Source organism: Sphingomonas sp. (genome assembly GCF_035317925.1).
GTDB lineage: Bacteria > Pseudomonadota > Alphaproteobacteria > Sphingomonadales > Sphingomonadaceae > Sphingomonas_I.
Genome location: NZ_DATHFV010000127.1, coordinates 1 through 24,937 on the forward strand (window position 1 = coordinate 1; position 24,937 = coordinate 24,937).

Sequence of the window (24,937 nt, forward strand, 5' to 3'; positions counted from 1 at the left end):
AGCTGGTATCGCGAGGATACGGACGGGGTGCGCAGCGGCATCACCCCGCACAGCCATGTCGCCGGGTGGATCAGGACGCTCGAATTGCTTCGCACGGCGGGGCTGCTCGATACGATTCTCTATGTCGACCTTTGCAACGAATGGCCGCTCGATGTGTGGGCGCCGTGGTTCGAGCCCGGCAAGAACAGCGGGGATTGGTACCAGCCCGCCTCGCTCGTTTATATGCGGAACGCGATCGAGACGATCCGTCGCGCACATCCGGAATTGCCGCTCCTCTTCTCGTTCTGCAACGAGAATACCGAGGCCTATCTCGATCACGATCTCAGCTTTTTCGACCTGTTCGAGCATCATGTGTGGATGTCGCAGCAGAACAAGAACGAGTTCTATCGCGAGGTCGATTATAATTACGAACGCTTCGACCTGAAGGGCTATCGCAACCTCGCGCTCAAGGCGGAGCCGGCCTATCGCGCGCGTCCCGCTTATTGGACCGGCCTGTTGCGCAATCGCATCCTCGCGCTCGGCGACGAAGCCCGCAAGGCCGGCATGCGGCTGATCACGACCGAATGCTGGGCGCTCGTCGACTATAAGGATTGGCCGATGCTGGAATGGTCGTGGATCAAGGATCTGTGCAAGGTCGGTGTCACCACCGCGTCCGGCACGGGCCGCTGGCTGGCGATCGCCACCAGCAATTTCTGCGGCCCGCAATTCGAAGGCATGTGGCGCGACGTGCGCTGGCATCAGGAAATGACCAGCCTGATCCGGTCCGGCCCGATCGCCGCCGACCTCAAATCGGGCCGGCTCTGGAACCGGATCTAACGCAAACCTGGCATAGGCGCATTGGGCTCGACGAGACCCGCCGCCCTGAGTCCCGACCATAAAGATCGCGGGATCGCCTGATTGCGCCACGTCGCGAACTGATCGACCTGTGCGGGGGCCGCGAAGCCCGGCAGCACGCAGGCGACCGCCGGGTGGGCCAGGGGGAAAGCCAGCGCCGCCGCCGGCAATTCGACCGCGTGGGCGAAGCAGATGCGGGCAAGCCGATCGACCCGCTCCAGGATCTCAGGCGGGGCCGCCTCGTAATTATAGTGGCGCGGGCCCGATGTCTCGACCAGCAGGCCCGAGTTGAAGGGCCCGCCGACGATGACCTGGACGCCGAGCGCGGCACATCGGTCGAGCAGCGGAAGCGCGCCTTGCTCGAGCAGGGTGTAGCGGCCCGCAAGCAGGATCACGTCGAGCGCGACCTCGTCGAGCAGGCGTTCGCAGATCGCGGTTTCGTTCACGCCGATCCCGATCGCGGACACGCGGCCTTCCGATTTCAGGCGCCGCATCGCGACATAGCCGCCGTTCAGGAAACTCGCCGTGTGGCGGTCCGCTTCGTCCCCATGCGTGGCCGCACCAAGATCGTGCGCCAGCAAGAGATCGACCCGGTTGAGGCCCAATCGTCGCAGGCTGACCTCGTGCGATGAGAGGATCGCGTCATGGCTGTAATCGAACACCGGCTCGAACGGTTCGGCGTCGACGAAGCCATGGCGTGGCCGCGTGTCGCTGGTCGGGATGAGGAGGCGCCCGACCTTGGTCGATATCGTCAGGTCTTCCGCGCCGAAACTGCGCAGCGCCCGACCAAGACGATGCTCCGCCAGTCCGAACCCATAATGGGGCGCGACGTCGAAATAGGCGATGCCGCGATCGAGTGCCTGACCGACCGTTGCGGTCGCATCGGCATCGTCCATCGGGCGATAAAGATTGCCGAGCGCGCTGCACCCCATGCCGAACCGCGGAAGCTGCATCGGATCAAACCTCGACCAGCGCCTTGATCACATGGCTTTCGGGTTCGATCCACTTTTCCAGCGTGGCGCTCATTTCATCGAGCGTCGTACGGTGTGAGGCGAATGCAGCGGTCGGCACCTGACCTGCCCGCATCGCCGCCATGACCGTATCGAAATCGCCCTGCGTGGCGTTGCGGCAGGCGAGCAAGGTGGTTTCCCTTTTGTGGAATTCCGGGTCGGAAAAAGTGATGTCCGAGGTGACGACCGAAATCAGCGCATATTTCCCGCCGTGCGCGACGTAGCGGAACCCCGCCTCCATCGCCTTGGAATTGCCGGTCGCGTCGAAAACCACGTCGAAATATTCGCCGTCGGTAAGTTCCGACAGGCGTGCCGGCGTTTCGTCCGACAGCAGCACCGCATGCGCGACGCCGATGCTCCGCTGCGCGAAATCCAGCCGATCGGACCTGCCGTCCAGCACCGTCACCTGGCCGCCGCGGAGCTTGGCGAAGAGCGCGGCCGCCAGCCCGATCGGGCCGCTTCCGACGACGAGAACGCGTTCATCCGCCTGCACATCGGCCCGGCCGACCGCGTGGGCGCCGATGGCGAGAAATTCGATCATCGCCGCTTCGTCCAGCGTCAGGCCGTCGACCCGCATCACGAACCGGGCCGGAACGCTCACATAATCGGCAAGCGCGCCATCGCGGTGAACGCCCAGAACCTCCAGATTCACGCAGCAATTGGTCTTGCCGGCGCGGCACGGGGAGCAATGGCCGCAGGAAAGATAGGGCATGACGGTGACCCGATCGCCGGGCTTGAATCCGCTGTCGCCGGGCGCCGCTTCAACCTCGCCGGCGAACTCGTGACCCATCACGCGCGGGTAGGAAAGATAGGGTTGGCGTCCGTTGAAGATATGGATGTCGGTGCCGCAAATGCCCACGCGGCGGATGCGGATCAGCACCTCGTCGGCGCCCCGAACCGGCTTCGGCCGTTCCTCCAGAACGAGCGCTCCGGGCTCACGACAGACGAGAGAACGCATCAAACCTCCATTATCAGCTTGTCAAAACCTGTATGATAGCGATACCAGCCAATGACGAGGAGAACAACGTCCTTGAAGACGCGAGAGGCGATGCAGCAAGAGGTTTTTCCCCGGTGTGCGTGGGACGCGGGCTGCCTGCTGGGCGAAGGGCCCGTCTGGGACACGCGCAGCCAGACATTATGGTTCGTCGACATCAAGGGCGATGCCCTGCTGGCGTTCGACGAAAGGCGCGGTGGCCGCACGCATCCCTTTGCCGGCAATCCTTCCGTGATCGTGCCGATCGAGGGGGACGCGGACATGCTCTGCATCAGCCGGCAGGGGGTCGAGCGCCTCACCCCGGCAACGGGCAAGCGCCGGCTGATCGCGCCGATCGAACCGCACCTGCCCGGCAATCGCCCCAATGACGGCAAGTGCGATCGATCGGGCCGGTTCTGGTTCGGTACGACCGATGATGCGGAGGAAATCTATTCCGGCACGCTCTATCGACTGGACGGCGGGGTGCGGCTTGCGCCCGTTTTGCCCGGTATCGGCGTGTCCAACGGGCTCGATTGGAGCCCGGATGGCGCGTGGTTCTATTATACGGATTCGATGCGCCGCACGATCTGGCGCTACGCGTATGACATGGCGACCGGCGAGCTCGGCGCGCGGACGGTTTTCGCGACCCTGGCGGAACTCGATGGCGCGCCCGACGGACTGACGGTGGATGCCGACGGCTTCGTCTGGAGCGCGCATTGGGATGGCTGGCGCGTGACCCGTTACAACCCGGATGGCCGGGTCGATCGGGTCATCGAACTGCCGGTGCCAAGGCCGACATCGCTCTGTTTCGGGGGCGGCGATCTGTCGACGCTCTACGTCACGTCCGCGCGGATCGGCCTGAGCGATGCCCTGCTTGAACGCGCGCCTCTGTCCGGCGCGTTGCTGGCGCTGCAAACGGGCGTGCTGGGCCTGCCGTCGCGGCCCGCGAGGCTCGCGTGAAAATATCGCGTCTTCTTCGGATGCCTTTGCTCGCGCTTGCCGCCGCCGCGGCACCATCGAGTCCGGCGCAGAAGCTGATCACGCCGGGCTATCTGTTCAACTCGGATCCGACCTGCCGCCAGATCGGCGATACCTTCTATCTGATCGCGACGCAGGATCCGTTCACCGCCGTCTTCAAGCGCGACAACAGCTTCTACAAAGGCATGTACGCCTACCATGCATACAGCACCAAGGACTTCGACAATTGGGTCGATCACGGATCGATCCTGACGTCGCGCGACGTGTCGTGGAATGCGGGTGGCGCATTGTGGGATGGCGATGCCGCCATTCCCGCCAACGGCCGTTTCTATGCTTATGCCCCCTTTCGGATGAACGCCGCGTCCGAGGCGAATTATGGCCGTTTCGATATCGGCGTGTTCACCGCCGACCGGATCGACGGCCCCTACCATGACGTCTTCGGTGGGCCGATGCGCAACGTCGATGGCAAGCCGCTTGAGGGGCTGAGCCCGTACGTCATCCATGGCGACGACGGCGCGCGCTATCTGATGTGGGGCGCGGGCGACACCGACAAGCACGAGGTCTGGATCGCGCGGCTGAAGCCGAACATGACCGAACTCGCCGAGGCGCCGCGCAGACTGCAGGCGCCGGAACGCGATGCGTGCGGCAATCTCGAATATTACGAAAGCCCGATCCTGCTGAAGGTGCGCGGGCGCTGGCTGCTGACCTGGATCGCCTACAAGGACGACAAGGGCTCGCGCTGCGAGGCGAAAGGATCCTATGTCCGCTATGCAAGCGCCGACAGCATGTTCGGCCCGTTCGACAAGGCGCCGCCGCGGACGCTGATCTACCCGGCGCCGGGCGGGCAGGAATCGACGCAACAGGGCATATGTACCTATCGCGGCCACAGCTACCTCGCTTATCACGTGCCGTATGATGACGTGATCCCTTATGCCCCCGATCACCATCGCCAGGTCGCGCTGACGGAGCTCGTCGTGCAGGCTGATGGATCGTTGCGGCCGGTCCATCCGGAGCGCGACAAGGGCGTCGGCACGCCGGGCGTGGCGCACCTGACGCTGGATGCATTCGCGCCCCGGCGCGAGGCGGCGGAATTCCATGTCCGCAGCGGCGTCACGGGCGAGAAGGGGCTCGCGGGCGAATATCAGATGAAGCTGAAGCCGGCGGGCTATCTGCTGTTCCGCAACGTGGATTTCGGTACAGGCGCGGCGGGTTTCCATGTCGAAGCCAGTTCGGAAAATCGCGCGCTGCGCGCCGCCGCGATCGAGGTGCGGCTCGACAATCCGGCGGGTCCGCTGGTGGCCACCTTGCCCGTGAGCTTCACCGGCGGCGCGACCGATTATCGCATCCTGCAGGCGAAGGTCGCGCCGCTGACGCGCGGGCGGCACGATCTGGCGCTGGTCGCGCGCGGCGAGGGCGGCGACGCCAACGGCCACCTGTTCAATATCACATGGTTCGGTTTCGACCGGGCCGTTCAAAAACAATAAGCGAGAGGATTGCATCGTGGATCGTGGGATCATTCGAAAAGCCGCCGCCGCCGCATTGCTGGCGGGGGCCGCGATGCCGGCCCTCGCGCAGCTTTACCTGAATCCCGCCGCGCCCGTCGCCAAGCGCGCGCAGGATCTCGTCCATCGCATGACCTTGGACGAGAAGGTTCATCAGATGCAGAATGCGGCGCCCGCGATTCCGCGGCTGGGCGTGCCATCCTACGAATATTGGAACGAGGCGCTTCACGGCGTCGCGCGCGGCGGCGAGGCGACGATCTTTCCGCAGGCGATCGGCATGGCGGCGACGTGGGACAAGCCGCTGCTGCATGCCGAGGGCGAGACGATCGGGGTCGAGGGCCGCGCGCGGTACAATGAAGCGCAGCGCGCGGGAAACCATGACCGCTATTTCGGGCTGACCTTCTGGGCGCCCAACATCAACATCTTCCGCGATCCGCGCTGGGGCCGCGGTCAGGAGACGCTGGGCGAGGATCCGTACCTCACCGGCGTGCTCGCGACCGAGTTCGTGCAGGGGATTCAGGGCGACGATCCGCACTATCTGCAGGCGATCGCGACGCCGAAGCATTTCGCGGTTCATTCGGGCCCCGAACCGCTGCGCCACGGCTTCAATGTCGATCCGTCCCCGCGCGATCTCAACGAAACCTATCTGCCGGCTTTCCGGCGCACGGTGGTCGACGGGCACGCCCATTCGCTGATGTGTTCGTACAATGCGATCGGCGGCAAGCCGGCCTGCGCCAACCCCGAATTGCTGGGCGACACGCTGCGGCACGATTGGGGTTTCGACGGATTCGTCACGTCGGATTGCGGCGCGATCGACGACATCACCACCGGGCATCATTTCACGAAGACCAACGCCGAAGGCGCCGCGATGGCGGTCAAGGCGGGGACCGACACCGCCTGCGCGTTCAAGGACGAATATCTCGATCTGGCGCAATCGGTGAAGCAGGGGCTGATCACCGAAAGCACGCTCGACACGTCGCTCGAACGGCTGTTCACCGCGCGCATCCGGCTGGGGATGTTCGATCCGGCCGCGAACGTGCCCTTCTCGCGCATTCCGATCGGCGTGAACCACACGATGGCGCACCGCGAGCTCGCGTTGCGGGCCGCGCGCGAATCCATCGTCCTGCTCAAGAATGACGGGATTTTGCCGCTCGCGACCAAGGCACAACGCATCGCCGTAGTGGGGCCGAGCGCGACATCCCTGATCGCGCTGGAAGGCAATTACAAAGGCACGCCGACCGCCCCCGTCCTGCCGATCGACGGCCTGGAAAAGGCGTTCGGCGCCGGGCGGATCGCCTATGCGCAGGGTGCCCCGTTCGTCGACACCGTCGCCCTGCCTGTACCAAGGACGGTCTTCGGCCAAGGGCTTCGCGCTACGTTCTACAACGGCACGAAGTTCGAAGGGCCCGTGGTCGCGACACGGGTCGACCGCCAGGTGGATTTCGACTGGAACGCGGCCGCGCCCGCGCCGGGCGTCGATCCCAATGCCTTCTCCGTCCGCTGGACCGGCACGATCTCCGCGCCCGCGCCGGGCGACTACAGTTTCGAGATCGCCGATCGCCGGTGCGATCCGAGCGCGGACAAGGAAAATTACACGCTTGAGATCGAGGGCGAGGATGCGTTCCGCGCCAGCTCGACCTGCGAGGATTTCGGGCAGCCGCGCAAGGCGATCAAGGTCCATTTCGCCGACACCAGCCCGCACCGGTTCACTTTCTCCTACAGCCACCAGTCGCCGCGTTTCTCGGCGGGTGTGACGCTCGCCTGGAACGCGCCGGGCGATGCGTTGCTCGACGAAGCCGTGCGCACCGCGCGCGATGCCGATGTCGTGGTGGCGTTCGTCGGCCTCGTCCCCTGGCTGGAAGGCGAGGAGATGCCGGTCCACATCCCCGGCTTCAACGGCGGCGACCGCACCTCGCTGGCGCTGCCCGAGGCGCAGCTGAAGCTGATCGATGGCGTCGCCGCAACCGGCAAGCCGCTCGTGATCGTGCTTGAGACGGGCTCGGCGGTGGCGCTCGGATCGACCGGGCAAAAGGCCGGCGCGATCCTCCAGGCCTGGTATGGCGGCGAGCGCGGCGGTCAAGCGATCGGCGAGGTGCTGAGCGGCGCGGTCAATCCGTCGGGCCGGCTTCCGGTCACCTTCTACACCTCGGTCGATCAGCTGCCGCCCTTCGGCGACTATGCGATGGCGGGCCGCACCTACCGCTATTTTGCGGGCAAGCCGGAATATCCGTTCGGGCACGGCCTCAGCTACACGCGGTTCCAATATTCCGGGCTGAAGCTCGGCACAGCGAAGGTCGCCGCCGGCAAGCCGCAGCTCGTGAGGGTGAACGTCCGCAACGCGGGCAAGCGCGCCGGCGATGAAGTCGTCCAGCTCTACCTTTCGACCCCGGCCCGTCCCGGCGCGCCGCTGCGCTCGCTGAAGGGTTTCGAACGCGTCCATCTCAAGCCGGGCGAGACCCGCACCGTCCGTTTTGCACTGTCGCCGCGCGATCTCGCCTTGGCGGACGCGGACGGCCGCATGCGCGTTTCGCCCGCCGGATACCGGCTGTGGATCGGCGGCGGCCAGCCTGCGAGCGGCGCCCCCGGCGTGGACGGCAGCTTCAACACGGTCGGCACCGTCACATTGCCGCGCTGAGTCATTTCATTGGGAGACGTTAGAGTGTCAAAAGGTGTCATCGCGGACGATCTCGTCGCGGCCTATCACGCGGACGGCTATGTCCTGGTCCGTGGCATGCTGGATGCCGAGGAGATCGGCTTGCTGTCGCGCGCATCGCGCGAGGATCGCGTGCTCGACCAGAAATCGTTCGGGAAGGATGATGGCGAGGGCGGGGTCGTCCGGCTGTCGCTGTGGAATCATCCGACCGACACCATCTACGGCATGATCGCCCGGTCCGCCTCGATCGTCGGCAGCGCGGCCAAGCTGCTCGGCGACGAGCCTTATCATTATCATTCGAAGATGATCATGAAGGACGCCAAGGTCGGCGGCGCCTGGGCGTGGCATCAGGATTACGGCTATTGGTATCAGAACGGGGTGCTCTCCCCCAATCTGACCAGCGCCTATATCGCAGTCGATCGCGCCACGCGCGACAATGGCTGCCTCCAGGTCATTCGCGGATCGCATAAGCTCGGGCGGATCGAGCATGTGCTCACGGGCGATCAGGCGGGGGCGGATCAGGATCGCGTCGATGAGATCCTCAAGCGCCTCGAACTGGTGCATGTCGAAATGGAGCCCGGCGACGTGCTCTACTTCCACGCCAACATGCTGCATCGTTCGGATCAGAACCGGTCCGACAATCCGCGTTGGTCGATGATCTGCTGTTACAATGCGCGATCGAACGACCCGTACAAGGAATCCCACCACCCCCGCTACACGCCGCTTGATATCGTGCCGGACAGCGCGATCCGGGATGCGGGCGAGCGCCGCTTTTCGGGCGCCATCGATGATGCGGCCTGGCTCGACGATGGCGCGGATCAGAGCGCGCGGATACTCGCGGCGCGCTGATGCGGGGGGGCCTTTCCCGCTTCGCGAGCTACATGCACTGGCTCGCACTCGACGGCCTCGTCGAGCCGGCTGGAGGATGGATCCGGGCGATCCGCGACGCCGGCTATGATGGCGTTCAGTTCATCGAGCCGCTCGATCCGACGCTCGTCGAAGCGGCGCTTGCGGCCGGATTGCGCGTGTGCGGAAGCGGGCGGGTCAATGCGGTCGAGGATGCGGAGCGGCTCGCTGGCGAAGCGTGGCGTCATGGGCTGGAATGCCTGACGCTCCATGTCGGCTGGGGCATTGAGGACGACGACGAAGCCGCGCGCCTGCTCGGCGCCATACTCGACGCCTCGATCCGGCACGACGTTCCGCTGTTCGTCGAGACGCATCGGGCGACGCTCTTTCAGGATATCTGGCGCAGCGTCGGCTTCGTTCAGCGCTTTCCCGATCTGCGGTTCAACGCGGATTTCTCCCATTGGTATACCGGGCTCGAATTCGTCTACGGCGGCCTCGACCGGAAGCTCGCCTTCATCGCGCCGATCGTGGATCGCGTTGAATTCATGCATGGCCGGATCGGCGATCCCGGGTGCATGCAGGTCGACATAGGGCCGGTCGAGACGGCGCAGGAGCTGCCGTTCGTGCAGCATTTCCGCACCATGTGCAGTGCCGTCTTCCACAGCTACCACCGACGCCACGGCGCCGATGCCACGTTCCGCTTCGCGCCGGAGTTGCTGGCGCCGGCGATCTATTACGGGCGGACGCTGGGCGGACGCGAACTGTCGGATCGCTGGTCGCAGTCGATGGTGCTGACGCGTCTTGCTCGCGACTGGTTTGAAGCCAATGCTGTCGGAGAGCGACAGCACGCATTCGCGTAGCAACGGACCGATCTTATTTAGTCGACCATCGGCCGGAAGGTCGGGACGAACGCTGCCGACAAGCGCGGCGGAGCAGAAGGAAGAGGCAGGGATGGGCAGGGCCTGGATTGCGGGGCTTTTGATCGGCAGCGCGGTTTCGTCCGTGCAGGCCGCGGCGCTTCACGGCGCTTATCAGAAGATCGACTCCGGCATCGTGGTGACGCCGGCGGACGGTCCGACGTCCCGGATCGAACTGACCGTCCACGCCGACGGCATCATCCACGTCATCGCGACGCCAAAGCTGCCTGCCGGAAACATCCTCACGCCGAGCCTGATGGCGCCGCAGCCGCCGCGAGCCCGCGCATTTTCGGTCATTGAGGCACGGGGGCATGTGGAGCTTCGCGCGCAACGCGCGACCGCCGACGTCGATCTCGAGACCGGGCGGGTGCGCTTCCTCGATCCGGATGGGCATGTTCTGCTCGCGGAGGCGGGGCAACCGACCTTCCGGAAAGCAAGCGCGGACGGCAAGCCGTTCGTCAGCGTCTCGCAGCAATTCAACCGGGGCACGGACGAGGGGCTCTACGGCCTCGGCCAGCACCAGAACATGCAGATGGACTATAATGGCGAGGACGTGGAACTCGCCCAGCACAATATGGACATCGCGGTTCCGTTCCTCGTCTCGACGAAGGGCTATGGCCTGCTCTGGGACAATGACGGGATCAGCCGGTTCGGCAATCCCAGGCCCTACGACTTGGTGGGCGAGGGGCTGAAGGTCACGTCGCAAGGCCGGCCGGGCTTCACCGCGCAATATTTTCTCGACGGGAAGCCCGTCGTCACCCGGCAAGAAACGACGATCGACTATCAGTTCATCAAGGACAAGGGGACGTGGCCCGCAGCCGCCAATGCCAGCACCGTCGCGGCGGTCGGCGGACAGAATACGGCGGGCAACGCCGTCCAGAAGCAGACGGTGGTGTGGACCGGCGAAATGACGCCGACGGTCTCGGGCGTCCACAAGTTCCAGCTCTACGCATCGAGCTATTACAAGGTCTATGTCGACGGCCGGCTGGTGCTCGATCGCTGGCGGCAGAACTGGAATCCCTGGTTCGCCAATTTTGAGCTGCCGCTGACGGCCGGCAAGCCCGCCGCGATCCGCATCGAGTGGCAGCCCAACGCCGGCTACATCGCCTTCTTCCACAGCGACCCTCTGTCCCCGCCCGATCGCCATTCGGTGTGGTTCACGAGCGATGTCGCGCAGGCGAAGAATTACTGGTTCGTGCCCGGCGGCAGCATCGATGCGGTCGTCGCTGGCTATCGACAGCTCACCGGCAAGTCCGAGATGATGCCCAAATGGGCCTATGGCTTCTGGCAGTCGCGCCAGCGCTACGAAACCGCCGACGACGTAACCGGCGTCGTCGACACCTATCGCAAGCTCGGAATTCCGCTCGACAATGTCGTGCTCGACTGGCGCTACTGGCGCGACGACAGCTGGGGCAGCCATCGCTTCGACCCCACACGCTTCCCCGATCCTCAGGGGATGATGGCGAAGATCCACGCCGCCGGCGCGCATTTCATGATCTCGGTCTGGCCGAAATTCTATCCGACGACCGACACCTACCAGGAGTTCGCGGCGAAGGGCCTCGTCTATCAGGGCAATTTGCGCATGGGGAACAAGGACTGGGTCGGCCCCGGTTACACCAGCACCGATTACGATCCCTATGCACCGGAAGGACGGCGCATCTTCTGGCGGCAGGTCGAGGAGCGGTTGGCGAAGCTCGGCGTGGACGCCTGGTGGGCCGACGCGAGCGAGCCCGACATGCATTCCAACATTTCGATCGCGGACCGGACCGCGATCATGGGTCCGACGGCGATGGGGCCGGCGGCGCAGTTCTTCAACAGCTTCCCGCTGATGCATGCGCGATCCTTCTTCGACGGCTGGACGGCGTTCAAGCCCGACGTCCGCCCCTTCATCCTCACCCGTTCGGGCTTCGGCGGCCTGCAGCGCTATGGCGCGGCGATCTGGTCGGGCGACGTCGCCAGCCGCTGGTACGATCTCCGGGCGCAGATATCGGCGGGCGTGAACGTCTCGATCTCGGGACTGCCCAACTGGACGCACGACATCGGCGGGTTTGCGCTGGAGGACCGCTATTCGGCCAAGGCTCCCAGGCCGGAAGACCTCGACGAATGGCGCGAGCTCAACCTGCGCTGGTTCCAGTTCGGAGCCTTCAGCCCGCTGTTCCGCAGCCACGGTGAATATCCGTATCGCGAGATTTACGAGATCAGCCCGGAAGGCTCGCCGATGCGGGCCTCAATGATCGGGTACGACCGGCTGCGTTATCGGCTGATGCCGTACATCTACACGCTGGGCGCGGACACATACGTGCACGATGGCAGCATCATGCGCGGCCTGGTCGCGGACTTTCCCGACGATCGGACGGCGCGCAAGTTGAACGACGAATATCTGTTCGGCGACGCCTTTCTCGTGGCGCCCGTCACCGCGTACAAGGCGCGCACCCGGCAGGTCTATTTCCCCGGCACCGGCCTCTGGTACGATTTCGCGAGTGGCCGCACCTATCGCGGCGGCGAGACCGCCCAGGTCGATGCGCCCCTCGAGCGGATGCCGCTGTTCGTCCGCGCCGGTGCCATCGTGCCGATGGGGCCGGCGATGCAGCATGTCGATCAGGTGCGGGACGCGCCGCTCACAATCACGGTCTACACCGGCGCCGACGGCCGCTTCTCGCTCTACGAAGATGACGGGACGAGCGAACAGTACAAGTCCGGCGCCTTCAGCCGCTTGCCGATCGCCTATGATGACCGAAGCCGCACCGTCACGTTGGGTGCGCGCGAGGGCAGGGCCTGGCAGGGCATGCCCACCAGCCGCATCGTCCGGGTGCGGTGGGTGAGCCCCGGAAAGTCTGTGACCGACGACAACGGCTATGACGCCGAGGTGACCTATACCGGCGCGCCGCTGACGATCACGAGGAAGTGAGCCGGCCGCCGATCCAGTAAGATGGTTTCGATCAGGAGCCGCGAGGAGCCGGCGAAAGCGTGAGCCGGGTTCGACCCGTCGCTTCCAGCGGCACATAGACGATCAGGGAGCTGCCCTCGAGCCGCTGTACCTGCCCAATCTGCACGTCCGCGTGGATCGCTCCGCTGTCGTTGCTCAGCATGGTGCTGACTTCGCCCTGCCATCCGTTGATCACGAACGCCGGGTTGACCAACGGATGCTGAACATCCGCGTTGAGTTCGATCTCGATCGGTCCCGACGCCGTCAGACCTTCGATCACATAGGCGCGTTGGGTCTGGTCGTAGCGAATGGTGCCGCCGGCGCCGCGCAACGATGCCGGCGCCGGTGTGAGCCACGATCGTGCGCGCGGCGCGAGGCTGGCGGCCGAGCCGGTGGTCAGCCCGGTCATCAGCACGCGGCTGATCGTCTGGTCGGTCTTCTCCCAGATCGGCCAGGCGATGTGGGAAATCGACGTGTGGCTCGGGCGGTCGGAGGTCAGCGCCGGGCGGCCGCTCGATCTTATCTGCGCGACCGGCCAGTGATTCCACCATTCGAACGACGACATCGAAGGCTCCCAATTGATGCCCTCGAACTTGGCGGGACCGCTGCTCGCCACCTGGAACGGTTTCCAGTCCGACTGCAGGTTGACCCATTGGATCATGGGATCGTCGAGACCGGTAAAATGGTCCGCGCCGCGCGGCTTGGCGAAGTCGGTCGCGGTCCGCTGCGGCCAGGTAAAGCTCTTCGCTTCGCCCTTGAGATTGGCCAGGCTGAGTGCGTCGAGGTTCAGATTGTCTTCAGGCGTCTGGCCGGCCGGAATGATGATGATCGATTCCTGGAATTCACTCGCCTCGCGCCCGGGATTGTCGGTCCACAGCACCTGCCGGCGGACCGCGCCGCCATCGGGATAGATCGTCCAATATTCATCCGCCCACGCGCCCCAGGCCGATGGATCGGGCGCATCGGCCAGCCGGGCATTCTCGACCTCCGACAGGGCATAGCGCCAGTGGACGACAGCGCGGGCAGGCGTGCTTTCGAGGATTTCGACGTGCGAATAGCGGACCTGCTTGTCCGACATCGGCTCGCAATCCTCGCCGTCCGGACAGCGGGGTTTGCCGTAAATCTCCATGAACTCGTCGCTGTACCAGCGCCCATTCTCGGTCACCCAGGCCGGGATGTAATTGGCGCCCTGCCAGAAGATGAGCTGGATCGGCGCCTGCGGGAAACGCACGACGACATCGGCATCCGGCCCAACCCGGCGCGGCGCATCCCAGCTCGCGTCATAGGAAAGCGTGGTCTTGAACGCGCCGAACGGGCCGGCACCCCCCTGCCAGCGGGGCAGCGGCGGTGCCGGCGCCGGGGCCAACTGCGCGGGCTTGATGCCCGCCATCAGCCGCCGCGTTTCGGCGGCGGACAATGCCTGATCGTACACCGCGAGGTCGCCGATCGACCCTTCGAGCGAAAAATAGACGGGAAGGATCGGGTGGATCGCGTTCGAGGGGAAGGGGAGCGCGGGCGAGCGCAGGCGGCCGATCAGCAAAGGCGTGACCGCGCCGCTCGCCTGCTCCAGAGCGGGATCGGCGGCGCCGGCATGCGCGGGGACGCCATTGATGCCCAGCGTCATCGCGCCGTTCCGATAGGACAAAGTCACTAGCGCCCAGGCACGTGCGTCCACTCGTTCCTGGGATATGATCCGGCCGGCCTTGGTGCCCGTGGTCGCGCGCTGCGCGATCAGGTGGCCCCACGGATCGACCCCGAAGAAGATCGATCCTTCCGGCGTCTTTTGATCGAGGATCGGCGCGTCGTTCCACGGCAAGGCGTCAAGCCGCAACCAGGCCGATATCGCCCACGCGCCACCGTCCAGCAGGCGCGGTATCGCCTTGCCCGACAGCGAGGTCGTATCGCCGTCGAGCCTGATCGCCGGTCCTCGCGGGCCTTCGCTGGCGACGAACGATCCGGCGGGGGCGATGCGATCGCCTGAAACTGTTTCGACGACCTGCTTCGCGGCAGGATCGAATGCGAAACGCGCCAGCGTGGCCGGCGCCGCATGAGCCGAGGAAGCAAGCAAGGCAACGGCCAGCGCGAAGCGTGAAGTGGGGAACATGATTTCGTGGCTCCGTGCGATCAACCGAAGAGATAAGCGGGCCGGCCCGCAACATCGGTTTCGATGGCGAAAATCGCGCCTTCGTCGAGACCATGCTTGCGATCCTCCGGCAGCCCGAACCGGGCCGACGTGACGAACAAAGTCCGCCATTCGGGCCCACCGAAGGTGCAGCTTGTCGGGGCGGCGCAGGGCAGGTCGATCACCTGCGCCACCGATCCGTCCGGCGCGAAGCGCACGATGCAGCCTCCGCCGACGCGCGCGTTCCAGAGATAGCCTTCCGCATCGAGCGCCGACCCGTCGGGCAAGCCGCGCGCATGCGTTGCGAACAAGCGGCGATTGGACAGGCGGCCATCGGCATAGTCGAACGCGTATAGTGTATTGGCGAGCGTGTCGGCGCACAGAAAGCGGCCCTGATCGTCCCATGCCATCGTATTGCAGATACCGAAGTCGCGCGGCGTGATCTGGTCCACATTCCCGTCGGCCGAGATGCGGTAGAAAGCGCCGGAATTGCGGTTCATCGGCTTGGGGCTTCCGTCGCGGGCGATATTGTCCTGCATCGTGCCGACCCAGAAGGCACCGTCGGGTCCGACGCAGCCTTCGTTCAACCGGTTGTCGGGCAGGGCCGGCTCGACCGCCGCGAGCCGTTCGAAATTGTCTTCGAAGTCCCACAGCGCGACGTCGCTGCGCTGGCCGACGATCGCATGTCCGGTCCTGCACAGCCCGATCGAGGTGACGAGGTCGGCGGTGCGCCAAACGCGGTGTTCGCCGGTAGCCGGGTTCAATGTCTGGATACGCCGCCCGACGATATCCACCCACAGCAGTTCCTGCCGGGCCGCATTCCATACCGCGCTCTCGCCCACGATATCGCCGCCGGCCAGCAGCCGTTTCGGTTTGTTCACGCACGCCGTCCCGGTTGTAATCGCCCTCGACAAGATTAGGCACCTATCATACAGGATTGTCAATCAGATCGCATAGGCATTTGAGGGGATGACGTGAAACTGCGGGGCCTCGAAACGATCCGCGTGGAGGAGCATCCCAATATATTGTGGGTGCGCCTGCACGATGAGGAAGGGCTCGTCGGGCTCGGCGAAACCTTCTTCATGCCGGCGGCGGTCGAGGCTTATCTCCACGAAGTCGTCGCCCCGAAACTGATCGGCCGCGATCCGCTTGCGATCGACGCGCTATCGCGCGATCTGGTCAACTATCTCGGCTCGCGCTCGTCGGGCGTGGAAACCCGCGGCAATTCGGCGGTCGATATCGCGCTGTGGGATCTGTTCGGCAAAGCCATGCAGCAGCCGATCGCGCAGTTGCTCGGCGGGTTCACGCGCCGCACGATCCGCACCTACAACACCTGCGCCGGCCCGCTCTACATCCGCGAAGCGGGCGGCCAGCGCAGCGCCAATTGGGGTCTGCCCGCGCAAGGGGGGGCGCTCGACGATCTGCATGCTTTCCTGAACCGGCCGGCCGAACTGGCGCGCGAACTGCTCGACGAGGGCATCACCGCGATGAAGATCTGGCCGTTCGACCGCGCGGCGGAAGCCAGCCACGGCCAGCATATCGACGGCGCGTCGTTGCGCGAGGCGCTGGCGATCTTCGAGAAGATCAGGGTCGAAGCCGGCGACGCGATGGACATCATGGTCGAGTTTCACTCGCTGTGGCGGCTGACGCCCGCGATCCGCATCGCCCGCGCGCTCGAACCCTATGGGACATATTGGCACGAGGATCCGATCCGGATGGACAGCCTCGCCAGCCTGCGCCGCTATGCGCAGGCGTCGCCCGCGCCGGTCTGTGCGTCGGAGACGCTCGCCGGCCGTGCGGCCTTCCGCGATCTGCTGGAAACCGACGCGGTCGGCGTGGTCATGCTCGATCTGGCCTGGTGCGGCGGCCTGTCCGAAGCACGCAAGATCGCGGCGATGGCGGAGGCGTGGCAATTGTCGGTGGCGCCGCACGATTGCACCGGGCCGGTCGTCCTGTGCGCGTCGACCCACCTTGGCCTCAACGCGCCCAACGCCCTGATCCAGGAAAGCGTGCGCGCCTTCCATCGTGGCTGGTATCGGGATGCCGTCACCGCTTTGCCGCCGATCGAGAATGGCCAGATCGGCGTGCCCGACGGGCCCGGGCTCGGCATGGAGCTGATGCCCGATCTCGACCGTCGCTTCACCGTCAGCCGGCGAATGAGCGGCAAGGGGTCGCTTGCGTGAGCGGAGGATTTTCGGGGCGCACGATATTGCTGACCGGCGGGTTGGGCTCGCTGGGGCGCTCGCAGGCCTCCGCCTTCGTGGCGGCCGGCGCCGATCTGCTGCTGCTCGATCTGCCTGGTCATGAGCGCGCGGCGGAGATCGTCGCCGAAATCGCGGCCGCCGGCAGCGGGACGGTGCGGCTGATCGAACAGGATCTGTCGCAGCTGGAGGCGGCGCAATCCGTCGTTCGTGCGCTGGCCGACGAGGTCGCCGGCATCGATATCCTGATCAACAACGCCGCGCTGATCATAAACCGCCCGTTCGAGCAATTCTCGATCGCCGAATATGAGGAGCAGATGCGCGTGAATGCGGGCGCCGCCTTCGCGCTGACGCAGGCGGTCGCGCCCGGGATGAAGCGGAAGCAGGCCGGATCGATCGTGAACTTCTGCTCCGTCACGATGTCGGGGGAATGGGACGGCTATGTGCCCTACGTTGCGTCCAAGGGCGCGATGCTGGGTCTCACCCGTTCGCTGGCGCGCGAGCTGGGACCGCATGGCATCAGGGTGAATGCGATCTCGCCAGGCGCGGTGGTGTCGGAAGCGGAGGCGCGCGTCTTCGGCGACCGGGCGGCCGAATACCGCGCATGGGTGTTGAAGCGTCAGTGTCTCGCGCGGCGGATCGAGCCCGAGGATATCGCGTCCGCGGTCCTGTTCCTGGCGGGCGACGGGGCGAGGATGATCAGCGGCCATTTGCTGGAGGTCGACGGCGGCTGGTAGCGTATCCCGCCATTGTCATCGGCGCGACGGAGCCGTAGCATCCTGTCCGAAAGGGGCTGGGAAAACATATGAAACATCAGACCCTCGGGGATAGCGAAACAGGAGCGCCCGCGCCGGTCAAGGTTGCGGGCGAAAGCATGGTCGGGCGCACCGTCGCCGCCATCATGGAAATCATTCGCAGCGGCGATCTGCGCCCCGGCGACACGCTGCCCGCCGAGAATAATCTGGCGGCGCGCGTCGGGGTTTCGCGCATCGTCGTGCGTGAGGCGAACCGCTCGCTGGCCGCGCTCGGCATCGTCGAAATCGCGAACGGACGCGCCCCGCGCGTATCCGTGCCCGACGAGAATGTGGTCGGCATGTTGCTCGAGCATGTCGTCCATACGCGGCACGTGACGATCCAGCAGGTGCTGGACGTTCGGCGCGCGATGGAAGTGCGCGCGGCCGCGCTCGCCGCGCTGCGGCGGACCGACGAGGAAGCGCGCCTGCTGATGGAGCATGCCGCGGCGATGCGCGCCGGTTATGACGATCTGAACGTGATGCGCGAGCACGACGTCGCGATTCATGGCATCGTGGCGGAGGCCGCGCAAAATCCGCTGCTGACGATCATGATCAAGGCGTTCGCGCCGCTACTGCGCGAAATGTGGCCGGTGGGATGGAAGAGCCGGGCCGAGGAAGGCGAGCGCGATTCCATGCTTCGCTGCCACGAGGCGATCGCCGAAGCGATCTTTCAGCAGGACGTGGCCGCCGCGCGTCACGCCATGTCGGCGCATTTCGACGACACGATGCGGGTGCTGATGAACGCCGGGGTGACCTGATCCCGTATTGAGGTTAGGCTTAACCTCTAATACAGGTGCTGCCGAGAGGCAGTGCTATGATCGATGAACGAAAGCTCCAATCTCACTGCCTGATGCTGTTCGAAGCGGCGGGCCGGTAGGCGCTTGCGCGTGGAGCAGACCGTCAATCCGAATGGAGCGATACGGCGTATCGTGATTGTCGGCGGCGGCACCGCCGGCTGGATGGCGGCGGCGGCCTTCTCGAAGATATTGGGTCCGTCCGGCATCAGCATCGCGCTGGTCGAATCGGACGAGATCGGGACGGTCGGGGTCGGCGAGGCAACCATCCCGCAATTGCTGAACTTCAACGCGCTGCTGGAGCTCGACGAGGACGAATTCGTCCGCGAAACTGAAGCGACCTACAAGCTCGGCATCGAGTTCGTCGACTGGACGCGGCCTGGCAGCAGCTACATCCATCCCTTCGGTTCTTATGGCATCGCCATGCTGGGGGTGGATTTCCAGCATTTCTGGCTCAAGGGACGGCACCTTGGCCAGACCGCGCCGCTCGACGAATATTCGATCGCCGCGGTCGCCGCGCGTGCGGGCCGGTTCCTGCGGCCGCAGTCGGATCAGCCGCGCTCGCCTCTGGCGAAAATCTCTTATGCCTTCCAGTTCGACGCCGCGCTCTATGCCCGCTTCCTGCGCGGTTATTCGGAACGGCGCGGCGTTGTTCGGACCGAGGGCCGTGTCGCCGGCGTGGTTCGCAACGAAAAGGGCCTGATCGGGTCACTCGCGCTGGCCGACGACCGTTCGATCGCGGGCGACCTGTTCATCGATTGCTCGGGCTTCAGGGGCCTGCTGATCGAGGAAGAGATGCGGTCCGGGTATGAGGATTGGACCCCATGGCTGCCCTGCAATCGCGCCGTCGCCGTGCCATGCGCCCGCGTGGCCGATCCCGCGCCTTTTACCCGCGCCACCGCGCGCGCGGCCGGTTGGCAGTGGCGGATCCCGCTGCAGCATCGCACGGGGAACGGCTATGTCTATTCGAGCGATCACATCTCGGATGACGAGGCCGCGGCCACGCTGATGACCAACCTCGACGGTGCAGCCTTGGCCGATCCGCGTTTTCTGCGTTTCACCGGCGGCCATCGGCGCAAGCCCTGGATCGGCAACGTCGTGGCGCTGGGACTCGCGAGCGGGTTTCTCGAACCGCTCGAATCCACCAGCATCCACATGGTCCAGACGGCGATCGCGCGGCTGCTGACCTTGTTCCCGACGGCGGGTTTCGAGGCGCCGGAAATCGCCGAATATAATCGGCAGACCGTCCGCGAATATGAGGATATCCGCGATTTTCTGGTGCTGCATTATCGGGCGACCGAGCGATCGGATTCGCCCTTCTGGAACCGCTGCCGCACCCTCTCGCCGCCCGAGGGACTGCAACGCAAGCTCGACATGTTCCGGTCGAACGGCCGCATCGTTCGCGAAAAGGACGAGCTCTTCACCGAGACGAGCTGGCTCGCGGTGATGGTGGGGCAGGGGATCGAGGCGCGGGGCTATCATCCGGTCGCCGACATGATCGGGCCCGAGGACACGCTGCGCCGGCTGGACGATGTGCGCGGCGTCAATCGGCGTGCGGTCTCGATCATGCCGCGCCACGTCGACTTCCTCGCGGGCCGCCAAGAGCCGCTCCCGATACCGGCATGACGCGTCCGCACGGCGTTCGCGAGAACTGAGTTCGCCCATGCGGGCGCGTCAGAGCGCCGCTGTCTCCGCCGAAGCCTCTGCCGAAACCCATGACGAGCGGTATCACATAGCTTGTTAGGCCTAACCTCAAAAAAAGCGGTAGCGCTATCATACAGGTTAGGATAAAGCTTTGTTTCGATCACCCGGCCCAAGGCACGCGGTGACGATTGGGAGAAGCCGTACCGGAGCGCGAATCCGGGATCGGGAGGGGAAAGATATGAAGACCAATGCCTCGGGTTTCATGGCCGGCGAAACGACACAGACGTCGCTTCGGCTTGGCGTCTCGGTTTTGGCGCTTGTCTGCGGAACCGCCTTGTCCGCACAGGTGGGCCCGCCCGCCGCGCCGCTGCCCAGCGCTTCGGATGCGGGCTCCGTGGAGGACGTGGTCATCAGCGGTATCCGGTCGTCGCTTGCCAATGCGCAGGCGATCAAGCGGAATTCGGCGACCATCGTGGACGCGGTGACGAGCGCGGACATCGGCGCGTTGCCCGACCGTTCGGTGGTCGAGTCGCTGCAGCGCATCCCGGGCGTGACGATCAGCAAATTCGAAGGCGGCAACGATCCCGATCACTTCTCGGCGGAAGGCACGACCGTACAGATCCGTGGCCTCAGCCAGATCCAGACGCAGGTCAACGGCCGCGACACCTTCACCGCCGGCTTTGGCCGCACCATCAATCTCGCCGACTTCCCGTCGGAAATGCTGAGCTCGATCGAGGTGTATAAAGAGCCGACCGCCGACATGATCGAAGGCGGACTGGGCGGCACGGTCAATCTCAACACGCTCAAGCCGCTCGATCGCAAGGGCTTCCACATCGCGTTCGACGGCGAGGCCAATTACAGCGATTTCGCCAAGAAATGGTCGCCGGTCGGATCGGTCCTGGTGAGCGATACGTGGGAGACCGGCGTCGGCACGTTCGGCATCCTGGCGGATATTTCCTATTCGGACCTGAAGGTTCGCTCCGACGGTATCCAGGCCACCAATTTCCAGACGCGCGATGGCCAGACCGTCAATGGCGTGGTGCGCGCGCCGCTGCCCGGTCAATCGGTGGCCTATGCCCCGATCGGCGCCAGCTTCCGCACGCAGGACACCGACCGCAAGCGCCGCGGCTATGCCGCCGCTGCGCAGTGGGAAAGCGTCGACCACACGATGCAGCTCACCGGCCAGTTCCTGCGCACGCAGGCGACCCGGTCCTGGACCGAGCATACGTTCGAAACCGAGAGCGGCTCGTCCGAATACAACACCTATCCGCTCGGCTGCACCTCGGCGACGGCGTGCGCCCCCGGATACGCCGACTATCAGTATGATTCCGACAACGTCTTCGAGAAGGGCTATATCAGCTATCCCGGCACCGGCTGGCGTACTGCCACTTCGGGTCAGGTGGATTCCCCGACCCCGACCGGTGGCATGCAGCAGAATCTGTCACGCCGCGATCGCTACGAGCGCGCGACCACAAACGATTTCGCGCTCAACTTCAAATGGTCGCCGACGTCACGGCTGACGGTAACGGCCGACGGCCAATATGTCCGTTCAGCCAGCAGCGATTTCGACTTCACCTCCTACACCGACACGTTTGCGGACGAGGAGCTCGACCTTACCGGCAACCTGCCGGCGGCCGTGCTCCACAAGCCGAATGTGATCGGTTCGCCCAACGCCCGTATCGCGGGCGAAAGCGACAGCCAGTATTTCGCCGATCCGGCCAATTATTTCTGGCGCGCGGCGATGGACCATTCGGATGAAAGCCGGGGCCATGAATGGGCCTATAAGGGCGACGTCAGCTATGACGTCGACGGCGACATCCCCTTCGTCGAGAAGGTCAAGTTCGGCGCCCGTTACTCCGATCGCTCGCAGCAGGTGAAATACACCTCGTACAATTGGGGTTACGTCAGCGAGGTGTGGGATGGCAGCGGCAACGCGGTCTATCTGAACCAGGCCGGCCAGAGCCAGTCGAGCCTGTACACATTCCCGGACTTCTTCCGCGGCAAGACCGGCGGCCCGCAAGGCTGGTATTACGACAATCAGCAGGTCAAGAATTACAGCGAAGCGGTCCAGTTCTTCAAGAACATCAACAGCGTCTGGATCGCCCAGAATGGCGGCTTCCCGGGCTGGACGCCGATCGGCGAGCGCGCCGGCGTCACCGACTCCCCCTATCTGCCGGGCGAGATCGACACTTCGGGCGAGAAGACCAGCGCCGCTTATGCGATGCTCGATTTCGGATCGAAGGACCCGGTCGTCGGCAATATAACGGTGCGCGGCAATATCGGCGTCCGTTATGTCGATACGAAGGATTTCGCAGACGGTTCGATCCAGTATCCGGCCAACACGCTGGGCGGCAACTTCGCCCAAATCTGCCAGTCGGGTTCGGCACCCCCGCCGATCTGCGTGCGGGGTGCCGATTTCTACAATAACCTGGTGACGTTCAGCAATTCGGCGTCGACCGCATCCACGGCCAGCAACAAGTTTCACCAGTGGCTGCCCAGCTTCAACCTGGTCATCAGCCCGACGCGCGACGTGCAATTGCGCTTCTCGGCGTCGAAGCAGATCCAGCGTCCGGACTTCGGCTTCCTGCGGAACTTCGTCTCGCTGAGCGTCGGCACCGGCGAGCTGCCGCTCACCGCATCGGCGGGCAATCCCTACCTGAAACCGGCGGTGTCGAAGCAGTTCGACATCGGCGCGGAATGGTATTTCTCCCGCGTCGGATCGCTCACGATCGATTATTTCCACAAGAGCGTGCACGACTTCTTCTACCAGAGTCAGATCCTGCGAGACTTCACCAATGCGGGCATAACGGAGACGGCTTATGTGACCGGCCCGGCCAATTTCGACGGCACCGGCACAATCAAGGGCATCGAGGTCGGCTATCAGCAGACCTTCGATTTCCTGCCCGGCCTGTTCGGCGGCCTCGGTGCATCGGCGACCTACTCCTATGTGAAGAGCAGCGGCCTGCCCAACTCGTTCCTGTCGAACGTGTCGGACGCGCCGGTATCGACCCCTTCGACCGGTCGCGGCACGTTGCCGTTCGAGGGGCTCTCGAAGAACAACATCAACGTCACCGGCTTCTATGAGAAGGGTCCAGTGTCGCTCCGGGTCGCCTATAATTGGCGCTCCAAGTTCCTCGAGACCGCGGTGGACGAAATCTACCCATACTTCCCGGTCTATCAGAAGGCGACGGGGCAGCTCGACGCGTCCGTCTTCTACAACCTGACGAAGCAGGTGAAGATCGGCGTTCAGGGCGTGAACCTGACCAACACCGTGACCAAGACACTGCAGCAATTCACGGCCAGCGGAATGACCGCGCCGCGATCCTATTTCATCACCGACCGCCGCTTCGCGTTCATCGTACGCGGCAGCTTCTGATCATTGCTTCCTCCGACTGGACCCTTCCCCCGCCTCCCTGGGGGGAGGGTCTTCTTTTTTGGTGAATGGTGACAGCAGCAGCGGGCATCATCTGCACCGCCGTTCGCCGCTGATCGTTCGAGATCGCTGGCCGCAGCGGCTCCCCCCGAAAGCCGCCGATCAAAGGATCACTATCCTTCGGCAAATGGACCGCCTTTGCGCAGGCGAATAATTCGTGGCGCGAGGGGAGCGCCATGAAAAAAGAACGGGGCTCTGCGGCGGTCGCCGCGGTGGGGACTACGGTTGCGTTGGTATTCCTGATGCCGTTCTGGACGGCGCGCTATTTCCTGCGGGATCGCGGTGCTTGATCGTCGCGTGACCGCCGCGCCGCCTGCTCCGCGACGCCGCTATGTGGTGCGCGATGCGGAGGCGCTCGACGCCCGGCGTTTCAGCGACGCGCAATGCGCGGCCTTGTTCGAGGCCGTGCTGATCGATGACGAGGTCGATGCGCACACCGAATTGCCCGATCGGATCACGCTCGACCACAGTCCGGCGGACCTGCTGGATTGCTATCGGATCTGTCGGCAATTGTGGCGGACCGGCGTCGATCGCGACGCGATGATCGCGTGCAACCACCTGCTGCTGCGCGACCGCGATCTGGGCCCCGAAGACCGGCTGCGCTTCAAATATGCGCGCGCCAGGTTCAAGCATCTGCGTTTCGCCTGCGCGCTCTATGGTGAGCGCCACGCCTACCCGATCCTCTTCGACTGGATGACCACATTGCTCGGGCATCTGCAGGATGCGTTCAAGACCGACCTCGCGGGCAAGGTCTATCGCGAGGCGTTACTGTGCCGTGTGTTCCTTGCACGCGGGCCCTGGCGCCTGCTCCAGCGCGAAGTCGATCGCCTGACGCCGACGACCAGCGAGGGTTTCCGCGATTATGTTGCGCAGCAAATCGCGATGCTTGAGGACATAGTGTCGCACGATCATCTGACCGGCGCGCAATTCCACGCCACGCGCAAGATCGCGAGCCGGCTGGTCTCTTTCTACGACACGCTGCGCACGATCGCCCCGTCCGACGAGGCGTTCAAAATGTCGCGCGCACTGGCCGCGATCAACGGTCTGATGGGTTCGATGCACGACGTCCTGATCGAACGGCGCGTCGCCGGCACGCAGGATTATTATCGCGATCCGTTCGCGCTGCCCGACGAGATACGCGGCCGCATTGCCGCTTTGGTGGCGCGCTATCGCGCGTCCGGTCTCGCCTGATGGCGGGCATTGCGCAATATATTGCACGGCAATTCGTTACATTGCCGTATCAATTCCCGAAACTTGTGGCATTATCGCCGGGAAATCGGCCGCCTGCTTTGCCGCATGCGGTTGGTAAG

17 protein-coding genes are annotated in these 24,937 nt (G+C 64.8%); 13 read left to right on the top strand and 4 right to left on the bottom strand.

Annotation, left to right across the window (positions count from 1 at the left end; translation table 11 throughout):
- On the top strand, positions 1-816 hold an 816-nt coding region (locus VK533_RS09245; RefSeq protein WP_324376692.1), incomplete at its 5' end, for a cellulase-like family protein.
- On the opposite strand, the gene VK533_RS09250 is transcribed toward VK533_RS09245, so the two are convergent.
- Both VK533_RS09250 and VK533_RS09255 read right to left on the bottom strand, forming a co-directional pair.
- Positions 813-1,787 (bottom strand): aldo/keto reductase, encoded by a 975-nt coding sequence (locus tag VK533_RS09250; RefSeq protein WP_324376694.1) that lies wholly within the window; start codon positions 1,785-1,787, stop codon positions 813-815. The genes VK533_RS09245 and VK533_RS09250 overlap by 4 nt on opposite strands.
- 4 nt (positions 1,788-1,791) lie before the next feature.
- The gene (locus tag VK533_RS09255; RefSeq protein ID WP_324376696.1) at positions 1,792-2,802 is read right to left on the bottom strand and encodes a zinc-binding alcohol dehydrogenase family protein; all 1,011 of its coding nucleotides are present in this window, start codon (positions 2,800-2,802) and stop codon (positions 1,792-1,794) included.
- A gap of 72 nt (positions 2,803-2,874) precedes the next feature.
- Here VK533_RS09255 and VK533_RS09260 point away from each other — a divergent pair, with 72 nt between their 5' ends.
- The 6 genes from VK533_RS09260 (at position 2,875) to VK533_RS09285 (ending at position 12,621) form a co-directional block, all read left to right on the top strand.
- Complete coding sequence (locus VK533_RS09260) at positions 2,875-3,777, top strand: SMP-30/gluconolactonase/LRE family protein (protein WP_324376698.1); 903 nt, start codon at positions 2,875-2,877, stop codon at positions 3,775-3,777.
- Positions 3,774-5,279, top strand: a complete 1,506-nt coding sequence (locus tag VK533_RS09265) for a family 43 glycosylhydrolase (RefSeq protein ID WP_324376700.1) — start codon at positions 3,774-3,776, stop codon at positions 5,277-5,279. The genes VK533_RS09260 and VK533_RS09265 overlap by 4 nt, the downstream gene beginning before the upstream one ends.
- A 16-nt stretch (positions 5,280-5,295) precedes the next feature.
- On the top strand, positions 5,296-7,932 hold the full coding sequence (locus tag VK533_RS09270) for a glycoside hydrolase family 3 C-terminal domain-containing protein (RefSeq protein WP_324376702.1): 2,637 nt from the start codon (positions 5,296-5,298) through the stop codon (positions 7,930-7,932).
- A gap of 24 nt (positions 7,933-7,956) precedes the next feature.
- Positions 7,957-8,799, top strand: coding sequence for a phytanoyl-CoA dioxygenase family protein (locus VK533_RS09275; RefSeq protein WP_324376703.1), 843 nt, complete (start codon positions 7,957-7,959; stop codon positions 8,797-8,799).
- On the top strand, positions 8,799-9,656 hold the full coding sequence (locus VK533_RS09280; protein ID WP_324376705.1) for a hypothetical protein: 858 nt from the start codon (positions 8,799-8,801) through the stop codon (positions 9,654-9,656). Before VK533_RS09275 ends, VK533_RS09280 begins: the two co-directional genes overlap by 1 nt.
- A 91-nt stretch (positions 9,657-9,747) precedes the next feature.
- Positions 9,748-12,621, top strand: a complete 2,874-nt coding sequence (locus VK533_RS09285) for a TIM-barrel domain-containing protein (protein ID WP_324376708.1) — start codon at positions 9,748-9,750, stop codon at positions 12,619-12,621.
- A gap of 31 nt (positions 12,622-12,652) precedes the next feature.
- Here the strand turns inward: VK533_RS09285 and VK533_RS09290 are convergent, their stop codons facing one another.
- On the bottom strand, positions 12,653-14,743 hold the full coding sequence (locus VK533_RS09290) for a LamG domain-containing protein (protein ID WP_324376709.1): 2,091 nt from the start codon (positions 14,741-14,743) through the stop codon (positions 12,653-12,655).
- A gap of 20 nt (positions 14,744-14,763) precedes the next feature.
- Positions 14,764-15,642, bottom strand: a complete 879-nt coding sequence (locus VK533_RS09295) for an SMP-30/gluconolactonase/LRE family protein (RefSeq protein ID WP_324376711.1) — start codon at positions 15,640-15,642, stop codon at positions 14,764-14,766.
- A gap of 93 nt (positions 15,643-15,735) precedes the next feature.
- Between VK533_RS09295 and VK533_RS09300 the strand changes: the two genes are divergently transcribed.
- The 6 genes from VK533_RS09300 (at position 15,736) to VK533_RS09325 (ending at position 24,818) form a co-directional block, all read left to right on the top strand.
- The gene (locus VK533_RS09300) at positions 15,736-16,944 is read left to right on the top strand and encodes a mandelate racemase/muconate lactonizing enzyme family protein (protein WP_324376713.1); all 1,209 of its coding nucleotides are present in this window, start codon (positions 15,736-15,738) and stop codon (positions 16,942-16,944) included.
- Complete coding sequence (locus VK533_RS09305; protein WP_324376715.1) at positions 16,941-17,699, top strand: SDR family oxidoreductase; 759 nt, start codon at positions 16,941-16,943, stop codon at positions 17,697-17,699. The genes VK533_RS09300 and VK533_RS09305 overlap by 4 nt, the downstream gene beginning before the upstream one ends.
- Before the next feature lie 68 nt (positions 17,700-17,767).
- Complete coding sequence (locus tag VK533_RS09310) at positions 17,768-18,514, top strand: FadR/GntR family transcriptional regulator (RefSeq protein WP_324376718.1); 747 nt, start codon at positions 17,768-17,770, stop codon at positions 18,512-18,514.
- 129 nt (positions 18,515-18,643) lie between these two features.
- Positions 18,644-20,176 (top strand): tryptophan halogenase family protein, encoded by a 1,533-nt coding sequence (locus VK533_RS09315; RefSeq protein ID WP_324376720.1) that lies wholly within the window; start codon positions 18,644-18,646, stop codon positions 20,174-20,176.
- Positions 20,177-20,432: 256 nt separating this feature from the next.
- Positions 20,433-23,570: a TonB-dependent receptor gene (locus VK533_RS09320; RefSeq protein ID WP_324376722.1), complete on the top strand. Its 3,138-nt coding sequence runs from the start codon at positions 20,433-20,435 to the stop codon at positions 23,568-23,570.
- 339 nt (positions 23,571-23,909) lie between these two features.
- Entirely contained in the window at positions 23,910-24,818 is a 909-nt protein-coding gene (locus VK533_RS09325) for a hypothetical protein (RefSeq protein WP_324376724.1), read from the top strand.
- Positions 24,819-24,937 lie beyond the last annotated feature (119 nt).